The 23,905-nt window shown below is 38.1% G+C and carries 21 protein-coding genes and 1 riboswitch; of the genes, 13 read left to right on the top strand and 8 right to left on the bottom strand.

Features of this window, described 5'->3' with window-relative positions:
• Nucleotides 1–6 precede the first annotated feature (6 nt).
• Together tsaE and porX are read right to left on the bottom strand one after the other, a co-directional pair.
• Nucleotides 7–417: a tRNA (adenosine(37)-N6)-threonylcarbamoyltransferase complex ATPase subunit type 1 TsaE gene (gene tsaE / locus GFH32_RS16190; RefSeq protein ID WP_153512583.1), complete on the bottom strand. Its 411-nt coding sequence runs from the start codon at nucleotides 415–417 to the stop codon at nucleotides 7–9.
• Between the two features lie 420 nt (nucleotides 418–837).
• On the bottom strand, nucleotides 838–2,397 hold the full coding sequence (porX, locus tag GFH32_RS16185; protein WP_153512582.1) for a T9SS response regulator signal transducer PorX: 1,560 nt from the start codon (nucleotides 2,395–2,397) through the stop codon (nucleotides 838–840).
• A 437-nt stretch (nucleotides 2,398–2,834) separates the two neighbouring features.
• Here porX and GFH32_RS16180 point away from each other — a divergent pair, with 437 nt between their 5' ends.
• The 7 genes from GFH32_RS16180 (at nucleotide 2,835) to GFH32_RS16150 (ending at nucleotide 9,279) form a co-directional block, all read left to right on the top strand.
• Nucleotides 2,835–4,091: an HD domain-containing protein gene (locus tag GFH32_RS16180; protein WP_153512581.1), complete on the top strand. Its 1,257-nt coding sequence runs from the start codon at nucleotides 2,835–2,837 to the stop codon at nucleotides 4,089–4,091.
• A gap of 22 nt (nucleotides 4,092–4,113) precedes the next feature.
• Entirely contained in the window at nucleotides 4,114–5,151 is a 1,038-nt protein-coding gene (gene lpxD, locus GFH32_RS16175) for a UDP-3-O-(3-hydroxymyristoyl)glucosamine N-acyltransferase (protein WP_153512580.1), read from the top strand.
• A 35-nt stretch (nucleotides 5,152–5,186) separates the two neighbouring features.
• Entirely contained in the window at nucleotides 5,187–6,581 is a 1,395-nt protein-coding gene (locus GFH32_RS16170) for a bifunctional UDP-3-O-[3-hydroxymyristoyl] N-acetylglucosamine deacetylase/3-hydroxyacyl-ACP dehydratase (RefSeq protein ID WP_194285646.1), read from the top strand.
• A gap of 10 nt (nucleotides 6,582–6,591) precedes the next feature.
• On the top strand, nucleotides 6,592–7,386 hold the full coding sequence (gene lpxA, locus GFH32_RS16165; RefSeq protein WP_153512578.1) for an acyl-ACP--UDP-N-acetylglucosamine O-acyltransferase: 795 nt from the start codon (nucleotides 6,592–6,594) through the stop codon (nucleotides 7,384–7,386).
• Nucleotides 7,361–8,023, top strand: coding sequence for an ABC transporter ATP-binding protein (locus GFH32_RS16160; RefSeq protein WP_317162865.1), 663 nt, complete (start codon nucleotides 7,361–7,363; stop codon nucleotides 8,021–8,023). Before lpxA ends, GFH32_RS16160 begins: the two co-directional genes overlap by 26 nt.
• A 50-nt stretch (nucleotides 8,024–8,073) precedes the next feature.
• On the top strand, nucleotides 8,074–8,634 hold the full coding sequence (gene efp, locus GFH32_RS16155; RefSeq protein ID WP_153512576.1) for an elongation factor P: 561 nt from the start codon (nucleotides 8,074–8,076) through the stop codon (nucleotides 8,632–8,634).
• A gap of 66 nt (nucleotides 8,635–8,700) precedes the next feature.
• Complete coding sequence (locus GFH32_RS16150; RefSeq protein ID WP_153512575.1) at nucleotides 8,701–9,279, top strand: 5-formyltetrahydrofolate cyclo-ligase; 579 nt, start codon at nucleotides 8,701–8,703, stop codon at nucleotides 9,277–9,279.
• Nucleotides 9,280–9,654: 375 nt separating this feature from the next.
• On the opposite strand, the gene GFH32_RS16145 is transcribed toward GFH32_RS16150, so the two are convergent.
• A complete protein-coding gene (locus tag GFH32_RS16145) occupies nucleotides 9,655–10,950 on the bottom strand; it encodes an HAD-IB family phosphatase (RefSeq protein WP_153512574.1) in 1,296 nt (431 codons plus the stop codon).
• A 15-nt stretch (nucleotides 10,951–10,965) separates the two neighbouring features.
• Complete coding sequence (locus GFH32_RS16140) at nucleotides 10,966–11,973, bottom strand: NAD-dependent epimerase/dehydratase family protein (protein ID WP_202111229.1); 1,008 nt, start codon at nucleotides 11,971–11,973, stop codon at nucleotides 10,966–10,968.
• A 206-nt stretch (nucleotides 11,974–12,179) separates the two neighbouring features.
• On the opposite strand from GFH32_RS16140, the gene GFH32_RS16135 reads away from it, so the two are divergent.
• A complete protein-coding gene (locus GFH32_RS16135; RefSeq protein ID WP_153512573.1) occupies nucleotides 12,180–13,367 on the top strand; it encodes a formimidoylglutamase in 1,188 nt (395 codons plus the stop codon).
• A gap of 22 nt (nucleotides 13,368–13,389) precedes the next feature.
• Nucleotides 13,390–14,712 carry a DNA recombination protein RmuC gene (locus tag GFH32_RS16130; protein WP_153512572.1) on the top strand — a complete coding sequence of 441 codons (1,323 nt, stop codon included), beginning with the start codon at nucleotides 13,390–13,392 and terminating at the stop codon, nucleotides 14,710–14,712.
• Nucleotides 14,713–14,741: 29 nt separating this feature from the next.
• On the opposite strand, the gene ggt is transcribed toward GFH32_RS16130, so the two are convergent.
• Entirely contained in the window at nucleotides 14,742–16,436 is a 1,695-nt protein-coding gene (ggt, locus tag GFH32_RS16125; protein WP_153512571.1) for a gamma-glutamyltransferase, read from the bottom strand.
• Between the two features lie 66 nt (nucleotides 16,437–16,502).
• On the opposite strand from ggt, the gene GFH32_RS16120 reads away from it, so the two are divergent.
• The gene (locus GFH32_RS16120; RefSeq protein ID WP_153512570.1) at nucleotides 16,503–17,261 is read left to right on the top strand and encodes an endonuclease/exonuclease/phosphatase family protein; all 759 of its coding nucleotides are present in this window, start codon (nucleotides 16,503–16,505) and stop codon (nucleotides 17,259–17,261) included.
• Between the two features lie 19 nt (nucleotides 17,262–17,280).
• Here the strand turns inward: GFH32_RS16120 and GFH32_RS16115 are convergent, their stop codons facing one another.
• From GFH32_RS16115 to GFH32_RS16105, 3 genes are read right to left on the bottom strand one after another with little or no spacing between them, the layout of a single operon-like run.
• Nucleotides 17,281–17,607 (bottom strand): nucleotide pyrophosphohydrolase, encoded by a 327-nt coding sequence (locus GFH32_RS16115; protein WP_153512569.1) that lies wholly within the window; start codon nucleotides 17,605–17,607, stop codon nucleotides 17,281–17,283.
• 10 nt (nucleotides 17,608–17,617) lie between these two features.
• Entirely contained in the window at nucleotides 17,618–18,076 is a 459-nt protein-coding gene (gene dtd, locus GFH32_RS16110; protein WP_153512568.1) for a D-aminoacyl-tRNA deacylase, read from the bottom strand.
• A gap of 38 nt (nucleotides 18,077–18,114) precedes the next feature.
• Nucleotides 18,115–20,577 carry a TonB-dependent receptor gene (locus GFH32_RS16105; protein WP_153512567.1) on the bottom strand — a complete coding sequence of 821 codons (2,463 nt, stop codon included), beginning with the start codon at nucleotides 20,575–20,577 and terminating at the stop codon, nucleotides 18,115–18,117.
• A 56-nt stretch (nucleotides 20,578–20,633) separates the two neighbouring features.
• Nucleotides 20,634–20,765: riboswitch (TPP riboswitch) on the bottom strand.
• A 165-nt stretch (nucleotides 20,766–20,930) separates the two neighbouring features.
• Between GFH32_RS16105 and GFH32_RS16100 the strand changes: the two genes are divergently transcribed.
• Genes GFH32_RS16100 through GFH32_RS16090 form a run of 3 tightly spaced genes read left to right on the top strand, consistent with a single transcriptional unit; the run spans nucleotide 20,931 to nucleotide 23,900 of the window.
• Nucleotides 20,931–22,094 carry an amidohydrolase family protein gene (locus tag GFH32_RS16100; RefSeq protein WP_153512566.1) on the top strand — a complete coding sequence of 388 codons (1,164 nt, stop codon included), beginning with the start codon at nucleotides 20,931–20,933 and terminating at the stop codon, nucleotides 22,092–22,094.
• Nucleotides 22,095–22,126: 32 nt separating this feature from the next.
• Entirely contained in the window at nucleotides 22,127–22,408 is a 282-nt protein-coding gene (locus GFH32_RS16095; protein WP_153512565.1) for an acylphosphatase, read from the top strand.
• A 1-nt stretch (nucleotide 22,409) separates the two neighbouring features.
• Nucleotides 22,410–23,900: an oligosaccharide flippase family protein gene (locus GFH32_RS16090; protein ID WP_153512564.1), complete on the top strand. Its 1,491-nt coding sequence runs from the start codon at nucleotides 22,410–22,412 to the stop codon at nucleotides 23,898–23,900.
• Nucleotides 23,901–23,905 lie beyond the last annotated feature (5 nt).

Raw genomic sequence — 23,905 nt, 5'->3', positions numbered from 1 at the left:
AGAAAATTATTTGATTTTTATGTTTCGGCTCTGACTATCAATGACTTCAATTTCAACATTAATCGCATCTAAAGGAATTATGCTTGGAATTTTTTCTGGCCACTCGATAAAGCAGTAGGCATCCGAGTAAAAATATTCCTCGTAGCCTAAATCATAGGCCTCTTGTTCATCCTTTAATCGATAGAAATCGAAGTGATAAATCTTTCCGTTGGTCGATTGATATTCATTTACAATGGAAAAAGTGGGACTTGATGTACTGTCTTCTACATTCAACTGTTCGCAAATTGCTTTAATGAATGTTGTTTTTCCAGCACCCATTTGGCCATGAAAGAGAAAGATTTTCGAGTTAGGTTTTTGATTCAACAGCCATTGAGCGGCTGCAGATAGATCATCTGTCGAGTTTACCAAATATTCCATGTCCAAAATTAGAGAAATATTAATAAATAACGCTTAGTATTTTCTTACAAATGGTAGTGCGGCGAACCGAACCAATTCCGAATCAATTGCTTTGCATGTCCGAATACGATTGGTTAAGAAAGGGGTTTGAATTGGGTTTGAAAGGGAGGTGAAAGGGAAGTAGATTAAGAAAGACATCATCCAAGCTGTACGATTGTAGATTGGTTTGTTAAAAGAAAAACGAGAAATTGTTTTTCTATATCGGCTTTTTTTGCTTTGTGATAGGGGAAAGTATCTTTAGGATGATTGAAAAGAGAAAATCATTGGAAGGCTTTCCGAACACTTCAAGAATAAAGATGGAATCACTTTAGTGAAAATCTCAATTCTTGAAGTTAATTCAAAAAATGCATTTATAAATTTTTGGATTAAACCGCTGTAGCGCTAAAAAGCTTTTGGCGAATACGTAATAAATGGAATAATCATTTCTTCAAGTGAAATTCCCCCATGTTGAAAGGTTCCGCCAAAGTAATTAACGAAATGATTATAATTATTTGGGTACACAAAGTAGGTGTCCTCTTTGGCGAATACAAATGTTGAACTCACATTTATGCGTGGAAGTTGCGCATCGAGCGGATTCTTAATCATAAAGACATCCTTGTCTATAAAATTGAGGTTTTTACCTTGTTTGTAGCGTAAATTACTATTGGTATTTCGGTCGCCAATAATCTTGCTTGGTTTGCGTACGCGTATCGTACCATGGTCTGTCGTAATAATCACACGTACATTTTTTTGAGACAACCATTTTAGTACTTCTAGCAGAGGTGAATGCTCAAACCAAGATAAGGTCAATGATCGATAAGCGGCTTCATCATTCGCCAGCTCTCGAATCATAGCCATATCTGTTCGCGCATGCGACAGCATATCAACAAAATTGTAAACGAATACGTTTAAATCAATTTGCATATGCTTGTTAATGTTTTCTAAAACTTCTCGTCCTTGCTCGAGTGTGATGACCTTAGTATAGCTATGTTTTATATCACGGCGGTAAATCCGCTTAACTTGATCGGCTAGGAAAACATCCTCATAGAGGTTTTTTCCGCCCTCGTCGTCGTCATTTTGCCATTCTTTGGGGAATCTTTTTTCCATTTCCAATGGCGTTAAACCTGAGAAGATGGCGTTTCGCGCATATTGCGTTGCAGTCGGGAGAATGCTATAATAACTATCTTCCTCTTCGACGCGGTAATAATCAGAAATGACTTCATTGATGACCTTCCACTGATCGTACCTTAAATTGTCAATCAGGAAAAAGAAGGTCGGTTTTTCTGCTTCCATTTTTGGGAATACCTTCTTTTTAAACAGTTGATGAGATAAAGTCGGGCCGTTATCTGGGTTCTTCATCCAATTGAGGTAGTTTTTCTCAATAAATTTTGAGAATAGTAGATTCGCATCGGATTTTTGCATGGTCAATATTTCGTGCATGCCTGCATCTTCGAGTTTCTCCAATGATAGCTCCCAGTATAATAGCTTTTTGTATGCTTCGACCCACTCATTATGGTCGAGGTCATCGTTCATTCGCATACCTAGTTGTCGAAAATCCTGCTGGTAGGCCATGGAAGTTCGTTCGCTAACCAAACGTCTGTTTTCAGTGAATTTTTTTATTGTGAGCAGAATCTGCTTAGGATTGACCGGTTTAATCAAGTAATCATCAATCTTGGCGCCAATAGCATCTTCCATTAAATGTTCTTCTTCGTTTTTAGTCACTAAAACTGTTGGAATCGAAGGATTAATAGATTTTAAGATGTTCAATGTCTCAAGACCAGTTAGACCAGGCATGTTTTCATCCAAGAATACTAAATCAAAAGGCTCATTTTTGAAGGCTTCGACCGCGTCAGATCCGTTGTTTACCGTTTTAACTTTATAGTCTTTCTGTTCTAATAATAAAATATGAGGTTTCAAGAACTCGATTTCATCATCAGCCCAAAGTATATGTGTTTTTTGCATGGAAGTTTCCTGATTATTATCGCTAATTTACGCCTTTTTTTTATCGAATAAGCGAATATTAACTTTGCTTAACATTAAGCGAGGAAATTAACTTCTTGATTCGGAAGGAAGTTCAAGAAAAAACAGAAAATTGTTGGCAGAAATTAATTAGTAGTTTAATTCCATGGAAATATAGGTAGTTGGATTTAAAATCTAGGTTAAATCAATCGGTTGCATTTTCATTTTTTTTGGGCATTTATCTACTCAGGCTAGACTCGAAAATAAATTTTAAGAATTATATTTAAAGGATAATGGTGGAAAAGGTCTTAAAACTGTCTTTTTTGCGTTTTTTTTAACATTAATTAAGTACCATCTATGTATCTTTGCACGTATCTTAGCCTAGTAGTATATGGTATATTGTAAATTCTAGGTGCTTTAAAGATCTAGTTATTAGTCACTTGAATAAGAAGAAAATAATAAATGACCCGGTGTACGGATTTGTAACAATTCCGTCGGGATTCATTTACGACATCATACAACACCCGTTTCTACAGCGCTTACGCTATATAAAGCAGGTAAGCATGACACATTTAGTATATCCAGGGGCATTGCATACACGTTTTCAGCATGTCATTGGCGCGATGCATTTGATGGGTCTTGCAATAGAAACGCTTCGTGGCAAAGATGTAGCGATCTCTGTTGAAGAAGAGGAAGCGGTTTTAGCCGCTATTTTGCTCCATGATGTCGGACATGGTCCTTTTTCGCATTCATTGGAGCATACCTTAGTCGAAGGAGTTTCACATGAAATCATCTCGGCTCTATTAATGGATAAATTAAATAAGGAATTTGATGGCCGTTTAGACTTGGCTATTACCATATTTAATAATAAGTATCATCGCAAATTTTTACATCAATTGGTTTCTGGGCAACTTGATACTGATCGGATGGATTATTTAAATAGGGATAGCTTTTTTACTGGTGTATCAGAGGGGGTGATTTCTTTCGATCGGATAATCAAGATGTTGAACGTAAAGGACAATGAATTGGTTGTAGAGAGTAAAGGAATCTACTCAGTAGAGAAGTTTTTGATTGCACGTAGGTTAATGTATTGGCAAGTTTATCTGCATAAAACGGTTATTAGTGCCGAACAGATGATGATCAAAGCATTGGCCCGAGCAAAAGAGTTAAGTAATAAGGGGTTTAGCTTGTTTGCAACACCCGCATTAGCTCATTTCCTGAAGAATCAAATCAACAGGGATACCTTTCTTGAGAATGAGTCGCATTTGACTTGGTTTACCCGTCTAGATGACACCGATATTATGTCGGCAATTAAGATTTGGGCAGACCATGAAGATCCGATTCTAAGCTTTTTATGTTCAAAAATTATTCATCGCGAATTGTTTAGGACAGAGATGAGCAAAACAGCGTTTCCGCCGCAATTTTTGGAGGAAATAAAGGAACGGATTCTAGACAAGTTTGATATAGAAGAGAAAGATTTAGGCTATTTTTTATATGAACAGGTTGTTGTAAATAGTGCTTACGACAGTTTAGTAAACAGTATTCGAGTGTTAGAGAAGGATGGTCGCCTATGTGATATAGCCGAGGCATCTGATTTATCTAACATAGAGGCGTTGGCGAAACGCGTAGAGAAATATGCTGTGACTTATCCTAAAGAAATAGGGTATGTAAATATAGAGATGCTCGAAGATTGTTAAAAAAATAACACATAATTACCCAATGCAATTTACCGCTGAACAGATAGCAACATTATTGAAGGGAACAGTGGAAGGGAATCCTGCCGTATTGGTAGATACACTTTCCAAAATTGAGGAGTCCAACTCCTCGAGCCTAACCTTTTTGGCAAATCCTAAATACGAGCATTTCATCTATGAAATCGAAGCTGGTATTATTGTCATCAACGAGGATTTAGTCTTACAAAAGCCCGTAAAATCAACTTTAATTCGTGTTAAGAACGCATACTCTGCTTTTACCGAATTGCTTAAATTATATAGTGAACTCCGCAATGAGCGTAAGGGTATTGACGAATGTGTACATATCCATGAAAGTGCTCAGATCGGCGAATCTCCTTATATTGGTGCTTTTGCCTATATCGGGAAGAATGTCAAATTAGGGGATAGGGTGAAAATTTATCCACAAGTTTATATTGGCGATAATGTACAAATAGGCGATGGATCTATCCTTTTTCCTGGAGCTAAAGTATACGAAGATTGTGTTATTGGGAAGTCTGTTATCATTCATTCAGGTGCGGTGATTGGAAGCGATGGCTTTGGTTTTGCTCCGAAAGAAGATGGTACTTATGACAAGATTCCTCAAATCGGGAATGTAATAATTGAAGATTTAGTGGAGGTTGGTGCCAATACAGTTGTCGATCGTGCAACGATGGGATCGACTGTCATTCGTAATGGTGTCAAGCTAGATAACTTAATTCAAATTGCTCATAACGTGGAAATTGGGCAAAATACAGTAATAGCTGCACAAACTGGAGTTTCAGGTAGCACTAAGATTGGAGAACACGTTATACTGGGAGGACAGGTTGGTGTAGTTGGTCATATTAGCATTGCAAAAGGTACGCAAGTACAAGCGCAATCTGGGATTAACCGATCAATCGTAGAAGAGAATAAAAAGTGGGGTGGAAGTCCTGCATTTCCATATAATAATGAATTGCGTTCGCAAGTCCTGTATTCCAAATTACCGGAGCTAGAACGTCGATTAGCGCAACTCGAGAAGCAATTAAAAGATAAAAATAATCCCTAACTTTACCCGAATTACGCAAAACTATAATGATAGATATGAACGTTAAACAAAGAACCATTAAATCCGATGTTGAATTTTCAGGTGTTGGGTTGCACACGGGAAAGCAAGTGCAACTTACATTGAAGCCTGCTCCGGAAAATCACTGGTATAAATTTAAACGTGTGGATTTAGATGGTCAGCCTGTTGTGAATGTCGATGCAGATAATGTAACAAACACAGCTAGGGGAACAACCATTTCGCAAAATGGAGCATCTGTAAGTACAATAGAGCACTTAATGGCCGCTCTAGTTGGTTTGCAGTTGGATAACGTATTGATTGAAATTGATGGTCCTGAAGTACCAATTTTAGATGGTAGCTCAGCGATCTTTATTGATAAAATACAAGAGGTTGGTTTTCAAGATCAAGACGCTGATCGTGATTATTTTGAAGTAACCGATAATATTCATTACAACGACGCCGAGAATAAAGTAGAAATCGTCGCAATGCCTGTTGATGGATACCGTATCACTTGTATGATTGATTTTAACTCGCCAGTATTGGGAAGCCAACATGCTTCGATTACTAATATTGATGAGTTTAGTAAAGAAATTGCTTCATCTCGTACATTCTGTTTCTTACATGAACTAGAAGCTTTAGTTAGTCAAAACCTAATTAAAGGTGGTGATTTGTCAAATGCCATTGTCATTGTTGATAAGGAAATTGAAGATAGCGAATTAGAGAAACTACAGGTGTTGTTCCATAAACGCGTGGAGGTTGCTCAAGAAGGTATCTTAAATAATATTTCTCTTCGTCATCAAAATGAGCCTGCTCGTCATAAATTGTTAGATATGATTGGTGATTTAGCCCTAGTTGGCAAGCCGATTAAAGGACATATTATGGCGGCTCGTCCTGGACACGCTGCAAATGTGGCATTTGCAAAACGTATTAAGGCACAGATGAAGCGCGAGAAGAACAAAAAACACGTGAAAGTTTATGATCCGAATACGCCTCCGGTATATGACACGGTTCAGATTATGAATATCCTTCCGCACCGTCAACCATTCTTAATGATCGACAAGATTTTAGAGCTTTCTGAAACGAACGTCGTTGGTTTAAAGAATGTGACGATGAATGAGGACTTATTTATGGGGCATTTCCCTGGTGCGCCATTATTTCCTGGAGTCTTGCAAATTGAAGCAATGGCACAAACAGGAGGAATTTTGGTTTTAAATACGGTACCTGATCCGGAAAACTGGTTGACCTTGTTCCTGAAGATTGAAAATGCAAGATTCAAGAATCAAGTTGTCCCTGGTGATACAGTTATCTTCACTTGTGAGTTGTTAGAGCCCATTCGTCGCGGTATTGCGCGTATGAAAGGTGTTGGAATGGTTGGCGACAAAGTGGTGAGTGAGGCTGAATTAATGGCTCAAATCGTGAAGGTAAAAGGATAATAATAAAGTAATGATTCAACCCTTATCATATATACATCCTGAGGCGAAAATAGCACAGAATGTTGTCATTGAACCTTTCAGCACGATCCACAAAGATGTGGTAATCGGCGAGGGATCTTGGATTGGCTCGAACGTGACCATCATGAATGGTGCACGCATCGGCAAGAATTGTAGAATATTCCCAGGGGCGGTTATTTCTGGTGAACCTCAAGATTTAAAATTTGAAGGTGAAGTTACCACAGCGGAAATTGGTGATAATACGACCATTCGCGAGTGTGTTACAATCAATAGAGGAACGAAAGATCGTTTTAAAACGGTAATCGGAAAGAACTGTTTGATTCAGGCTTACAGCCACATCGCACATGACTGTTTTATCGGCGACAATTGTATTTTTTCAAATTCAAGTACACTTGCCGGACATATCACTGTAGGAGACTATGTGGTATTAGCAGGTATGGTTGCGGTACACCAGTTTTGTAAGATCGGTTCACATGCTTTTGTGACGGGTGGTACGCTCGTTCGGAAGGATGTTCCTCCGTATATTAAAGCTGCGCGTGAGCCAATATCTTACGCAGGAATCAATTCTGTTGGTTTGAGAAGAAGAGGCTACAGCAATGAGCAAATCAATGAAATTCAAAACATTTACCGCGTGTTGTTTGTTCAACATAGTAACTTAGGTAAAGCCTTAGATATCGTTGAAGCTGAATTCGAGGCAACGGAATTAAGAGATGAAATTTTAGGTTTTGTTAGAGCATCCAACCGTGGTGTTGTGAAGGGCTTTGGACAAGGTCGATCAGGCATTTAATTTATATTGTGATTATTTGAAAATAACTCTACAAGATATTGGTAGAAGGTATAATCGAGAATGGATTTTTAGGCATGTCGATTATACCTTTTCTTTTGGAAATCGTTATGCTATTTTAGGTCCTAATGGATCGGGTAAATCTACTTTATTAAAAGTATTATCTGGATCTTTAACCCCGAGCGAAGGGACGTTGGCCTATCATTCAGTGAATTCTCCAATTGATGTAGAAGATATTTACCAACATACCGGTATTGCGGCTCCTTATGTCGAAATGATAGAAGAGTTTACTCTGCTTGAGCTGATTGATTTTCACTTTAAATTTAAACCTTATTTGGAAGGATTTAACATGGAGCTTGTCAAAGAACGTTTGGGCTTTGGTTCACAGGTTTTCCAAAAGGAAATTCGTCATTTTTCTTCGGGGATGAAACAGCGTGTTAAATTGGTTTTAGCTTGTTGTGCGAATAGTCAGATTCTTTTTCTCGATGAGCCTACAAGTAATTTGGACAAGGAAGGTGAACGTTGGTATTTAGATCTTGTTGAAGCTACTTCAAAAGATCGCCTGTTAATCATTGGATCCAATCAAGAACATGAGTATGCATTTTGCAACGCATATCTTGAAATAATGGATTTTAAATAGACAATTTGGGTTACTTTTTATATTTTTGTGACCAATAATTTATATAGACTATGGCAAAAGCTTCAGACGTAAAGAATGGGAACGTCCTTCGTTTTAATGGTGAATTAGTAACGGTAGAGGAGTTTATCCACCGTACACCAGGAAACTTACGTGCATTCTACCAAGCTAGGATGCGTAATGTGAAGACCGGTAAATTAGTGGAATACAGATTTAGAACCGATGAAGAGGTTGAAATTGCACGTGTAGAGACTAATGACTACCAATATTTATATGATGATGCAGACTTTTTCGTGGTGATGGATAATGAGACCTACGAACAATTCAATATTCCTAAATTGCTATTTGGTGGTACTGCTCGTTTCTTAAAAGAAGGTATGAATGTAATTGTTGCTTTTGAAAGTGATGAGCCTATTATGGCGCAAGCTCCTCAAAACGTGGAATTAGAGATTACTTACACAGAGCCAGCGGTGAAAGGTGATACATCAACAAATGCCTTGAAAAAAGCAACTGTGGAGACAGGGGTTGAAATCAATGTGCCTTTGTTTATTAATCAAGGTGATAAAGTTAAAGTTGACACACGTACCGGAGATTACATCGAACGTGTAAAATAATATTTAGGTTTAGGTTGATTATTCGGTCTTGTTAGCTCTCCAGCTTCAAGGCCGTTTTTTTTGATAATGATGAAGAAGCAAGAATTAAGAGAGATCTATAAAGCGAAACGTAATTCCTTAACAAAAGATGAATTGACCTTAATGGATCATCAACTTTTGGAACAACTGCAGCAATACGATTGGACAAGTATTCGCTATCTACATCTGTATCTAGCTATCGAAAAATTTAAAGAATACAATACATGGCCGTTTATTAAGTGGATTTGGAAGCAATATCCAGAAATCAATTTGGTAACTTCCATATCCAACTTTCAAACCAATGAGCTTCGACATTATCAACTTGAACCGGACACTGTGCTTTTGGTTAATGACTGGGGTATTCCAGAGCCTAGCGGAGCAAAAGAAATCGAGGCTAAGGAAATTGATGCCGTGTTGACTCCGTTGTTGTTGGTTGACATTAAGGGTAACCGTGTGGGCTATGGGAAAGGTTTTTACGATCGTTTTCTGGCAACCTGTAAAGCGGAAGTTATCAAATTAGGGATCGCATATTTTGAACCTGTGGAAATTATTGAGGATGTAAACGAATGGGATGTACCGATCGATTTGCTGTTTACTCCAGGTAAAACATTTTATTTACTAGGCTAATATAGTCCACAAATTGCAAATTGGATCTCTATCTAAATAATTTAGCCCTGCATTGCACGTTTTATTAACGTAAGGTAACTTAAATGCTTGCATTGAAAAGTTGATGGAGTAACAGATCGTAGATCTCTAACATAATGGAAATTACGTTGTCTAAGAAGCTATGATTAACTCAATTTCGTTATTTACTCCCTGTAATGCTTAATCAAGCATATAACTGGCTAATGATATAGATTATTGGTCAAAAGATTAACACTAGCTTTTTAGACACGTTCTTTCTTAAAGTTCGAGAATCATAGAAGGAAGATTCATTCATATAACCTTAACTAGAAATGGTTAAAAAAGAGGGGCTATCCGATTGGAAAGCCCCTTTATTTTTTACTTGTAAAGTATTCTAAATTTTATCGTATTTTCAATTTGCTTCAACTGCTTCAGAATCTTTTTGTCATATGCGGCATCAATGTCGGTAACTGCATAACCGATATCACCACGTGTCATTAAGAACTGTGAGAATATATTAATGTTATTCTCTGCATACACATTGTTTATTTGTGCCATGATTCCTGGAACGTTCTTGTGAATATGCAGTAAGCGATGCGCACGCGTAAGCTTTGGTAATAACATATTAGGGAAGTTACGGCTTTGATCTGTATCTCCATTATTAATGAAATCTGCCATACGACGTGGTATAAATTCAGAGTTCCTTTTCTTCAATTTCTTATCATCGAATACAACAATCCCTTTTTCATTACAGATTGTTTTTGAAACATGTCCTTTAACATCGCCTAAAAAACCAATGGTTTTCAGCTTATCTGCCCTTGCCAATTGATCGTCAGAAATACTGATATCTGAACCTAATAAGATCATTCCGACATCTTTTGTATATTTCTCTTCAAACGTTTCCTTTACACGGATTGAGAATCCATCTCTTTTTAAGATATGAGCAGCAATTTCAGGAACATCACCTACAATAAGACATAATATGCGATTCTTAGGGTAAGAGATAGCTCTTGGTAGGTCATTTACGTATAAAAATTCATCAAAACTAGGTGCAATATGATCTGCCTTATCAGTAACAGACTGTCTTGCTATATTTTCAGTGAATGCATAGAATTTTTCAATCAATCCGGATTCTTTCAATTGGAAGTCAGAGTAACCGTCACCTATACCGAATATGCGGCCCTGAATTTCTAATTGTTTTAAGAGCTTAACCTTACCCCCTTCATCGGAAAGTGGATTGTGTTCGTCATAACCGACAATATTCCCTTCTTCATCAAATTTGAAAGTATTGGCATAGATGTTTTCCTTTTTAATATGATAAGGCATTACTACTGGCGTAATAAACTCTTTAAATCCACCGGATACAATCCAAGCAGTATCTGAATTGTCCTTGAAGAACTCCTTGTTACGGCTGAAGGATTTGGAAACCTTCTTCTTCAAATGCACAATTAATTTAGCTAGGTGATCGCGATTTGCTTCCAATAATTTTACACGCCCTGCAAGACTCTCACGAAATGAAATCTTACCTTCCATAGCTAGGTTGGTAAAACGTTCTATTTCCTCGTAGATAGCCTCCCTATTGGGATTGTTTTCTAATGAAATTCGTGCTAATTCGTCTAGAGCTTCAACTTGCGTAAATGTGCTGTCGAAGTCAATGATGTAGTAATTTTTCACGGTTTTTGTTGTTGTTTAGATTGTTTTCGAGTAATAGGTGTCGATTACTTCTTTCAAGGTCGTATCCAAAGGTTTGAATGTAATACCTAGCGTCTTAGTAATCTTAGAGTTGTCATATTCAAGCTTTTTATTGGCTGCTCTTGCCGCATCCTTGGTTAAGGTCGGTCGCTTACCATTTATATAAGATGCTAGTTTCGAAAGTCGCCAGGCCATCGAAAGAAGCATACGACTAGCAGCAATACTCGGCCGAGGCTTCTGCATGTAATCGCTTATTTTGGTAAGTAATGCTTGATTACTTATGTTTTCGGAATTAAGGATGAAACGTTCACCAGAGATATTGCTGTTCATCAACTTGATCATTATTTGTGCGACATCATCGACGTCTACAACACCAACAGATCCTAATGGATAAATCTTGTTACCTTTTTTTACAACTTCAAAGATACTTCTTGAGCCATTTTCTCCAGGACCAACTCCCATAATGATTGAAGGATTGACGATAACAGCATTTAACCCTTCAACAATACCACGCCATACTTCCATTTCGCTGTCGTATTTCGCCTGGGTATAGTTAGAAGTTTTTCGGTTGTATTCCCATTTGTCAGTTTCTTTAACGGGTAGTCCGAGTTTATTCGTGCCTAAGGCAGCGATCGAACTTACATGAACTAAACGAACTTGATATAGCAAGGATAGATTGACGATGTGTTTAGTGCCTTCAATGTTTGTTTGAAACATTTCCTGTGCGTCTTCCTTATGATTAGAGATTTTCGCGGCACAGTGGTATACCTGTTGGATAGTAGGGAATATATCTTCCAGCGCAAAATAATCAGTAATATCTGCATCTACCCATTGTATTAAAGAAGAGGACTTTAAGTGGTCGGGAATAATTGAAGTAGCACGTTTTAATGCTATAATACTCTCACCGCCGTCAATAAGGTGTTTTAAAACTGTTGAACCTAAAAATCCTGTGCCACCTGTAACTAAAATCACGCCTAACTTATTGTTGAAAATTACTGAACTCAAAGATAATCTATTGAATAGTCCTATGCAAGTCCTTTTGGGACGTACCTCTGACTTTCGAGTAATTATTTTATCCGGGAATTCTCTTTAAAGAACAGACTTCCTAACTTTTTGTTGATAAATTCATCATAGTAATTTTTATTTATTAAATGCATCTTTGTTAAAATCCAAGGAAGTAGAAACAAATACTTTCAGCAATAGCGCAATATATGACATTAGCAGACTTTCTAAGCCCCATCTCCCTAGCTGATCTAGGTGAAGAAACGACTTACTATAATTCTCAGTTTGGTAAGACCATCGAAAAATATATCGATAGTTTTCCTGAGCTCTTTGATGCCGATGAAAAGCCTAATATGGCCATCATCGGAATAGAGGAAGATCGTGCTGCAGTGAATAACAAGGGGGCTGCTAAAGGAGCAAATCAAGTTCGACGCCATTTATATGAACTTTATCAAGGCGATTACCCGGTTAAGGTTGTTGATTTAGGAAACATCAGAGCAGGTGCAACAATAAAGGATACTTACGTTGCGGTTAAATTAGTCTTAGAGGAATTAATCAAACATGATATCCTACCGATCCTTATTGGAGGAGGGCATGATTTGACTTATGCACAATATACTGCCTACGAAAATCTAGAGCAGCGGGTTGAAGTCGCTATCATTGATTCAAAATTCGATTTAGATCAGGACTATAGTGAAAATACCAGTCTAAATTCAAATACTTTTCTGAATCATATCATTCTACACCAACCAGATTATCTTTTTAACCTAAGCAATATTGGCTATCAGACATATTTGGTGAGCAAAGAATCGATCAATATGTATGATAAGCTGTTTTTTAGCGCTTTGCGCTTAGGGGCTTTTTCAGGTAAATTGGATCAAGCGGAACCCATCATAAGATCTGCGGATATGGTTAGCTTCGATATTAGTGCTATCCGTGCGTCTGAGGCAGGTGGAAATGCGAACGCGGGTCCAAATGGACTATATGGTGATGAAGCTTGCCAGTTAGCACGATATGCAGGTATGTCGGATAAATGTTCTTCGGTAGGTTTTTACGAATACAATCCAAGCTTCGATCCAATGGGACAAACAGCAATGTTGATTTCCCAAATGATTTGGTGTTTTGTCGATGGTTACTATGGTCGTAAAAAGGATGCTCCAATGTATCCTAAATCAAATTACATGATCTATCGTACGACTTTAGAGGCCGAAGACTATGAGTTGGTCTTTGTTAAAAGTAAAAAGTCAGATCGTTGGTGGATGCAGGTCCCATATTTTGGTTCAAAATCAGTCAATGAACGCTTTTATCTAGTTCCTTGTCGATATGAGGATTACCAATTAGCCGTGTCAGGCGAAATGCCAGACTTATGGTGGAAAACACATCAAAAACTACAATAGTAGCCTTATTTAATTAACTGAAATGGAGAGTTTGTATTTAGTGATCATCTTTATTTTGCTGGTCATCATTGCCTATGCGCTTTGGCGTAATGGACAGTCGATTAGTAAGCCTGTTCATGAAAAGATCGTGTATGACCAGCAACAATTGCAAATAGAGCAGGGAAGACTACAGGAAAGAGAACGGATAATTACTGGAGAGAGAGATAGATTGCTTCAGGAGTTGTCTTTAGAAGTTAGTAATCGTCAAGCAATTGAACGAACACTAGAAGGTACGAATGCTTATCTGCAAGCGCAGCAAGATAAATTCGCGGAACAGAAAGTGGAGATTGAGAATCTGAAAAGACAGTTCAATATCGAGTTCCAAGTCTTAGCAAACAAAATTCTTGAAGAAAAGACGTTAAAGTTCACTCAGCAAAATCAAGAGAATATCAGCTTAATCTTAGACCCTTTAAAAGAGAAGATTAAATCTTTTGAGGAGAAAGTAGAGAAGACCTACCAGCAAGAGTCTGCTGAGCGGAGTGTTTTAAAGGGTGTGGTGGAGCAATTGATGCAGCAGAGTATGCAGATTAAGGATGAAGCAAATAATCTCGCAAAAGCGCTAAAAGGGGATAATAAGAGACAAGGGAATTGGGGAGAAGTGATTCTTGAACGTGTCTTGGAAAGATCAGGCTTGTTGAAAGATCAAGAATACAAACTGCAAGCTGCTATTATTGATGGTGAGGGAAAGCGACTTCAGCCAGATGCGGTAATACATCTTCCTGATGAAAAGCACTTGATCATTGATTCAAAGTTATCGTTAGTTGCTTATGAACGTGCTATTAATGCAGATACAGATGAAGATAGATCTCTATTTATCAAACAACACATTCAATCTATCGAGAATCATGTAAAGGAGCTTTCCGCCAAGGATTATCAATCTTTATATCAGATTGTATCTCCTGAATTTGTGCTGATGTTTATTCCGATAGAGTCTTCATTGAGTTTAGCTGTTAATCATAAACCTGAACTGTTTTCGGATGCCTGGGATAGGCGTGTCGTAATTGTAAGTCCATCTACATTATTAGCGACTTTGAGAACAATTGCTAGCATCTGGAAACAAGAAAGACAAAATAGGAATGTATTGGAAATTGCCAAGGAAGCAGGATTACTTTACGACAAGTTTGTTGGCTTTTTAGATGATATGGATCAACTCCAGCTTTTCCTTCAAAAGGCATCTGGGAAACATGAGGATGCAATGAAGAAGCTATCCTCAGGGCCTGGAAATGTAATCAAGAAAGTTGAATCTTTAAAAGTACTAGGAGCTAAGGCAAATAAGCAGATAAATGATAAATTTCTAGAAGAATAAAGGGCTGTCAATTGACAGCCCTTTATTCTTTAATAACCAGCGGCCTTATCATCACCTCTAGGGTCAGCTCCAGCCTGTAGTTTACCGTTTGGCAATACTACAATATTCTCTACACGTCCAATAGGACCTCTTTTGTTTAAACTATAACCATCTTTTTCTAAACTTGCTCTAGTCTTCGAGTCGATTGCTTGTTCTTCAACATCAATGTATTCGGGTTTCCATTGATGATGGAATCTCGCAGCGCTAACAGATTCTTGAGCAGTCATGTCAAATTCTAGTACATTGAGGATAGTTTGGAATACGGATGTAATAATAGTTGATCCGCCCGGTGTTCCTACGACCATCTTTAACTTGCCGTCTTTTTCAATGATTGTTGGCGTCATTGCACTCAACATACGTTTTCCAGGTTCTACAGCATTTGCCTTTCCGCCCAATAAACCATACATGTTTGGTGTGCCTGGTTTAACAGAGAAATCATCCATTTCATTGTTTAATAAAAAGCCTGCTCCTTCAACCCAAACTAAAGATCCATATGAACCATTAATCGTTGTTGTTAATGAGACTGCATTTCCTTCTTTATCAACGATACTATAATGTGTCGTTTCCTCTGATTCATATCCAGGGAATTTTGATGCTTTTACCTGATCGCTAGGGGTTGCTTTCTTTAAACTTACTTTCGCCATTCGTTCTTGATTAAACTTCGCATTTGTCAGTTCGTTAACTGGTACACGATAGAAATCAGGATCTCCTAAGTGAGTTGCGCGATCAGCATATACGCGGCGTTCTGCTTCTACCATCGCGCGAACGGTGCTGTCATGCTGGAAGCCCCATTTTGCTAATGGATATTTTTCTACTGATTGTAATAAGGCCATTAATGCAACTCCTCCGCTAGATGGGGGAGGCATTGAAGTAACTTTATAGCCTTTATATGTTCCAACGATAGGAATACGCCATACCGCTTGGTAATTTGCTAAATCTTCCAAACTAATGATTCCATTACCTCGTTTCATTTCTGCAACAATGTAGTCTGCAGTTTTGCCTTTATAGAATCCATCGCGACCTTGCTCTGCAATTCGCTTTAAAGTTTCAGCCAGTGCTGATTGAATAAACAAATCCCCAGGTTTCCACGAAGCTTCGCGAATGATTGCTGCGCCATTTGGATTATGCTTCTTAAACCGTTCTTGATAGCGGTTGAATTCTCCGGCTTGTTGTTCAGTAATTGGAAATCCTTTTGATGCGAGTTCTATAGCTGGTTGAAGTAATTCTTTCCAAGGTAATTTGCCGTATTTCTTATAAGCTTCGTCCATACCAGCAACCGAGCCCGGTACACCAGAGGCTAATTGACCGTAAAGACTTAAATCCGTAATAGGATTTCCAGCTTGATCTAAGTACATATCTCGATGAGCTTTCTGAGGAGCTTTTTCACGGAAATCTAAGGAATTGACAAACCCCGACTTATCGCGATAAACCATGAAACCTCCGCCACCCAAATTGCCGGCGTTTGGATAAACTACAGCAAGTGCAAATTTAACGGCAATAGCCGCATCTACTGCATTTCCCCCTTTTTTCAGAATAGCAACTCCAACTTCAGACGCGATAGGATGTGCGGTCACTACAGCACCATTGCTAAATTCCTGTTGTTCTTCGACCGTATTTTGTTTTGACGCACAAGAACTAAGAAAAAAGCTAATGAATAATAAGTAAAAGATATTCGATAGTTTCATGTGTTAAAGATATTAAATTTGGCATTATTACTTGAATATAATTACCTTCAGACTTTATCAAAAAATATGAAATACTTCTTTCTATTTATCCTTGCAAGCCTATCCTTAGGAGGTACCGCACAGACTGTGAAAATCTTAAGTTATAATATCCATCATGGGAATCCACCAGCCAAACCAAATATAATTGATTTGCCAGCGATAGCTAAGGTGATTATCGAATCTGAAGCAGATATTGTAGGGATTCAAGAGGTTGATATCAATGTATCTCGTTCAGAGATGGTCAATCAGGCGGAAAAGCTAGCTGAATTAACCAATATGGATTACTACTTTTCTAAGGGAATCAATTTAGAGAAAGGATACTACGGTACTTTAATTCTATCGAAGCATAAGATTGTTGGGAAGAGGAGATATGATCTTCCAATGCCTGTTGCAAGTGAAAACCGTTCTTTAGCCATTATTGATGTTGAACTTCCGAACGGTAAACGTGTTTCTTTAGCGAATACACACCTTGATTTGCATGAAGAGAATAGAGTTGCTCAAGCGCATTTTATCAATGAGTTAGCGGAGCTTTATAGTAGCCCATTAATTCTCGTTGGAGATCTAAATGCAAAGCCTAATTCAGAATCTATTAAAGTATTAGAGCAGTTTTTCAAAAGGAATGTAAGTTCGAACGGGCCGACATTCCCTAATATAAATCCGCACAGCGAGATTGACTACATTATGCTTTTGGATAATGTGGATTTCGAATGGAAAAGCTATAAGCGAGGTAAAGAAAACGAAGCTTCGGATCATCTACCATTGTTCGCAGAAATAGAGTTCAAATAGGCATAAAAACAATGAGAAGCTATCTCAGCTTCTCATTGTTTTTATGTCGTTCTCCATCTCTATTTGTTTTCTTGTCGAGATTCTTATTTAAAGCATCTGTGAGGTTAATTCCAGTTTGATTTGCAAGACAAATCAAAACAAATAAAACGTCTGCCATCTCATCGGCTAAATTTACTTCCTTATCAGACGATTTGAACGATTGTTCACCATATTGTCTCGCCATTATTCTAGCCACTTCTCCGACCTCCTCCATCAGCATGGCGGTATTGGTTAATTCATGGAAGTAACGAACTCCAGTTGTTTTAATCCAATTATCAACGGTTGTTTGTGCTTCTGCTATTGTCATATCGAGGTTATTAATAGTTGTCTTTGTCTTTTGTATTCATCATAATTGTCACTGGACCATCGTTGCGTAAATCGATTTTCATGTCAGCGCCAAATATCCCTAGTTGAACTTCTTTCCGTAGCAAATCGCGTAGATACTGAGCCATGGCCTCATACATTGGTTTTGCCTTTTCCGGTTTTCCCGCTCGAATAAAAGAAGGACGATTACCTTTTTTTGTTTGCGCAAATAAGGTGAATTGTGAAATCAGAAGGATGTTTCCGTCAATATCTTGAACGGATTTGTTCATCAATCCCTGTTCATCGGAAAAGATACGCAGATTAGCTATTTTCTGAGCCAACCATTCCATATCGCTTGTGGAGTCTTCATCTTCGACACCTATAAGTACAAGCAAGCCATGCTCAATTTTGCCCGTGATTTGATCATCTACCGTGCAACTAGCATGGCTTACTCGTTGTATTACTGCTCGCATTCGCTAAAAATATAAAGTTTAAAGCGAATTCCCAATCCTTAAAAACGAATATTCAAGCCTAACATAAAATTAGTTTCCGCTTGTGGATAGTAGAAATTATAATAATCTCGGGTTCCTTTACTTTCGAATTTTTGTCCCCAAGTATATCCCGTTGTCTCATACTTACTGTTGAATATATTATTTACAGCTAGGTTTAAGTCTATTCTTTCAATTCCAAATGCAGAGAAGGTATAAATACCCCGGAAGTTGTTCACAAATGAAGGGTCAATACTTCTTTCCTTGGCAGTGCTGTTGTCTAGATAAATTCTAGAAACATATTTACTTAATAAACTAAAGGAAAGTTCTTCTGTTGGTTTGTAGGTGAATATATTTGACAGGACGGTTGAAGGTGATTTCGCTATTGTCGTCGACTTATAAAAGATTTCCTCTTCACCAACATAGTTCCAATCATTTTCATTGTCATAGACTAAGATTTTCTCTTTAAAATTCTTAATCTTATTTTGGCTCAATGCTGCGGTAATTCCCCATACGAATTGAGGACTGATATTCCAGGAGGCATCTAATTCAAAGCCAATTCGGTAGCTATCGTCAACATTCTGACGCAAGGCGGCACCAACGTCGTTCAGCGCACCGGTTGGGATTAATTGATTTTTATAGAACATCGCATAAGCGTTCGCACCAATATTAAATTGTTGATTCCTGAAGCGATAGCCCGCTTCAATATCCTGCATTTTCTCAGGCTTTGGAAATTCATTTAAAGGATTCTCTACATAGTCGGAGCGCTTAGGTTCTTTGCTAGCATAGGCGTAAGAAGCATACAAATTGCTGTTCGAATTTAAAAAGAACGTAGCACCAACTTTGGGGTTAAAGAAGTTGAGATTGTCTTTAAAGTATAGGTTTTTGACTTTGTCATCATCTCCTTCACCAAGATAATAAAGGTTTCTATATTGTAAGTCAATGTTGAATAACCATTTTTCCAACTTGTAATCTGCCTTTGCGAAAAAGTTGAAGTCATTTTTATCAGCTTCATTATAATAATAACGATCACCAAGATTGCTGTCGGACGCATACTTTGCCCAAATTACCTCGCCATAATGCTTACCGCGATATTGATTATATGCGCCCCCAAAAATAAAGTTAAGCGCACTACTTGGTTTATAATTTGCCGAGTAAGTTAACCCGTAAAAATGATTATCTAACCATCTGCGACGAACTAGATCCGAATTTTTAATTGTATTTGAGCCGATCGTTACATCCGCCATGCCGTAATGAGCTAATTTATCATCTGGACGAAACTCCTCATAATATCCTGCTCCGCGTGTGTAATGTAGCGCTCCATTTAAATTTAGCTTATCATTCGCAGCATAGGTATACTGTAAATGACTATGGGTTTGCGTATAGTTATCCGTTTGATTATCGTAAGTATAGTAATTGTATTTTCTTCCCTCATCTTTTAGTCGGCTGATCTCTTCCGGGCTGTATAGTCCCATGTTTGCAGCGTAATCTTCCAGTCGGCTATAGTCGCCAGTAATTAAAGGTTCAGGTGTTCCATACCATGATTGATAGGTCTTTTCTTTTCCAGAGAAAACAGTAGCTTTTAAGATGTGCTTGTCTGTATAGAGTCCTCCATCAACATAGAAGGATTTTAAGTTCGAACTAGCGCGTTCGATGTAACCATCAGAAACGACACGGGATAAGCGTGCATTAAATGCATATTTATTATTAATTAATCCAGTACCTACTTTTAAGGTGTTTTTCCAAGAATTGTATGATCCGAATGCGTTGTTTAGTTCAGCATAGGGCTCCGGTTCCATGGCATCTGTTTGGATATTCAGGGAAGCACCAAATGCACCGGCTCCATTTGTCGATGTACCAATACCACGTTGTACTTGGATGCTTTGAATAGAAGATGCGAAATCCGGTAGATTCACGAAAAAGCTACCCATGCTTTCTGCGTCATTTAAGGGAATACCATTTAAGGTAATATTGATGCGCTCATTATCCGAGCCTCGGATAGTCATGCTGGTGTAACCGATTCCAGCGCCAGCGTCTGAACTTACAACGACGCCAGGTGTCTGGTTAATCAAGAAAGGAATGTCTTGACCAAGGTTATTCTTGCGAATATCCTCTTTACTAATGTTTTTAAAAGTTGTTGCTGCGTTTTCTTTGGCACGAGTGGCAGTCACAAAAACTTCTTCCGCAACATAGGAGAACTCATTTAGATGAACGATAATTTGGGATTGTTCGCTAGCACTGACCTCCTTAACATAATTTTGATAACCTATATATGTTACCTGTAATAAATTTTTTTTTGTCGTTAAATTTCTAAAAACGAGTGTTCCATTTGGGTCCGTTGTGCCGCTTTGTTCGCCTAATTTAACGGTAGCTCCAGCTAACGGGATTTGATCTTTGTCGATGACTCTTACAGTCAATGCATGTTGAGCAAAGCTCCACATAATCAGATGGCAAAAGGCGATTGTTGCCCATACCTTTTTTAACATGTTAATTTGTGTGTAAATGAGTTAAACCTCACTATTGCAAGGGGTTACAATAGCATTTATTTAACCTCCCTTTTCCCTACGCTGGCATTATCCAGATCAGGTACGCAACGATTCATGGAACCGTATGCTGGGTATATTCTCAGCCTTTATTTGTGTTGTCGAACAACAAGGCACCCCTAATTGATAATACAAAACTAACCTTTTATTAGCTTTAAACAAAATATAAGCGATACTGTAACAAATTTGTAATTATTATTTTATTAGTTAACATATATTGATTTTTTTGTAAATTGGCTCTAATACAACCCTCAGGGGTGAATTACGCTAACTTAAAAAACGGTTTTTAAAAATTTATGAAGTATTATGCTGCTGATATTGTATTTCCAGTAACTGGCCCTGCAATAAAAAAAGGAATCGTAGCAATGGACGACCATGGAGTAATTAAGGGGATTTACAACCAAGGTGAAGTCGACGATTCAAAAGTAGAATTCTTAAAAGGAGCCCTCATTCCTGGCTTCGTAAATGCACACTGTCATCTTGAACTTTCTCATATGGAAGGACTTGTTCCTCAACATACAGGCTTGCCTCAATTCCTGATGAAAGTGATGAATGAGCGCGGAGCGAAAGAGAAATCGGTTGACAAGGCGATGGAAGCGGCAGATAAAGCCATGTATGAAAACGGTATTCAGGCTGTTGGTGATCATGCAAATTCGGCGGTCTCTGCGAAAGTCAAAGAAAACAGCCCAATTCAGTATCATACCTTTGTGGAAGTGATGGCATTGGCTGATGCTGATGTAGAATCACGTATCGATCAAGCCAAAGAAATAGAATTCCATTTTGACTACAAACGATCTTCAATTACACCTCACGCACCTTACTCTTGCTCAAAAACTCTTTTTAAAACCTTTAAGAAGGTCGTTGGCGAGGATAATATCATTAGTATCCATAACCAGGAGAGCGATGAGGAGAACAAATTGTTCCGATACAATAAGGGTGAATTTCTAGATTTCTATAAGCAAATGAAGCTGTCTGTTGATGGTTTCCGTGCTCAAGCTAGAAACTCATTGCAATCCTTTTTACCGTATATACCAACGAAAAACAAACTAATCTTAGTTCATAATACCTATACGTCAATCAAAGATCTTGACTTTGTAGATCGTATGGGCCGTAAAGTATATTTCTGCTTGTGCCCAAAAGCGAATCTTTATATTGAGAACAAGCTACCAAAGGTGGAAAACTTCCTTTTGGGAGGTCATGAAATTATTATCGGTACAGATAGCTTAGCTTCCAACACTTCTTTAGATATCTTGGATGAGTTGAAAGTTATTCATGCTGAATATCCACATCTTGATTTCAATGAAACGATCAAATGGGCGACTATCAATGGTGCCAAAGCCCTAAATATCGATCATGAATTAGGGTCGCTAGAAGAAGGTAAAAAACCAGGCTTAGTACTACTTGAGGGGATGGAAAGCTTTAAATTGGATCCTAAAATTAAAGTTAAGCGAATCCGATAGATTTTTCTATTTCTTCTTATACCTTTGTAACCATGAAGCATTTGAACATCTTGGTTAAGGGTAAAGTACAAGGAGTGTACTTTCGTGCCTCTACAAAAGCAGTTGCCGATCAGTTAGGGGTTAAAGGTTTTGTCTTTAACCAAGCAGACGGGGCAGTTTATATAGAGGCCGAAGGAGATGCCTTAGCTTTAGATTTTCTTTTGGATTTCTGTAAAGAAGGCCCTTACGATGCAGAAGTAGAAGAAGTACAGGTTACAGAGTCTACAGAACTTAAAGGCTTTTCGAATTTCGAAGCCATCAAAAAAGTGAAATAAGGTGTCGGTAGTAAAGAGATTTATAAGCGATACTGCGATATATGGATTAACAACCATATTATCCCGTATGCTTGGTTTTATCATGACCCCCTTTCTGACGAAGAAATTCGCTACAGCAGTATATGGGGTATTCACCAATCTTTACGCATATGCTTCCCTTGTCAATGCCATCCTTGCGTTTGGTATGGAGACCACCTATTTCCGCTATCTCCAAAAAGTGGAAGGGGACAAGCAAAAAGTGTTTGACACCAGTTTCTTTATAACAATTATTAGCAGTGCCTTATTTGTATTGACAGTATTGACCTTTGCGAATCCCATTGGGTATTGGTTAAGTGAGGGAGAGAATGTTGCTGATTATGCCATGTACGTTAAGTATTTTGCTGTAATTCTTGCTGCAGATGCACTGGCAGTTGTACCATTCGCTAAGCTTAGAGCAGAAGGTAGACCGATTAAGTATGGCTTAATTAAAGTTGGCAATATCTTAATTTATGTGTTTTTCGTGCTGTTTTTCCTTTATTTATTGCCTTATCTGGTTGAGGAATATCCGAGTTGGAAAGCTCTTACGTCCGGTTGGTTTAGAGAAGGTTGGTTAGGGAATGTGTTTATCGCAAATCTGATCGCTTCTGTCGTGACACTGATTATGCTGATTCCACAGATGATTAGTTTTCGATTTAATGTCGATAAGACACTGATAAAACAGATGCTCAGCTATACCTTTCCGATCTTAATTGCAAATATATCCTTCATCATCAATGAGAATTTAGATAAGATGATGCTACCTCGATTAATTCCTGGAGAACGAGGGGAAAGTGATTTGGGTATTTATGGTGCCGTAGCAAAGATTGCTGTATTTCTAAATCTCTTTGTGACCGCCTTTCGGTTAGGAGCGGAGCCATTTTTCTTTAGCTATTCGAAAAACGAGAATGCTAGGAAAACCTATGCGACGATCATGGAATACTTTGTTATTGTCATGTTGCTAGTGATGGTGGGGCTGTGTGCAAATATAGACTGGTTGAAACATTTTATACCGAGTGGTAAAGGCGGAGATCAGGATTATTGGTCAGGGTTATTTATTGTACCGGTATTGTTGTTAAACTATGTCTTGTTAGGGATATACATGAATTTATCGGTTTGGTATAAATTGTCAGACCAAACTCGATATGCTTTATACATTTCTGGTATAGGGGCTATCGCAACAATCATTTTGAATTTCACGTTGATTCCGACTTATTCTTACGTAGGTGCGGCATTGTCTACGACAATCACCTATCTACTGATGGTCGGTCTTTCTTATTTCTGGGGACAGAAAAACTATAGCATTCCTTACAATGTTAAGAAGATTTCTATCTATATGATAGGCGCCGTAGCGCTCGCTTTTGCAGCCTTCCACTTACATTTTTGGTTCGGAAATTTACTCTTTATCGCTTTCTTGGCAATCGTCGCTTATTTGGAGAAAGGCGTTATCCTGAGTATTCTAAAAAGAGGGAAATAAAAAAG

The sequence above is a fragment of the Sphingobacteruim zhuxiongii genome (assembly GCF_009557615.1).
Lineage (GTDB): Bacteria > Bacteroidota > Bacteroidia > Sphingobacteriales > Sphingobacteriaceae > Sphingobacterium > Sphingobacterium zhuxiongii.
Note: the sequence above shows the minus strand (reverse complement) of the source record. Positions and strands in the feature narration are given on the sequence as shown.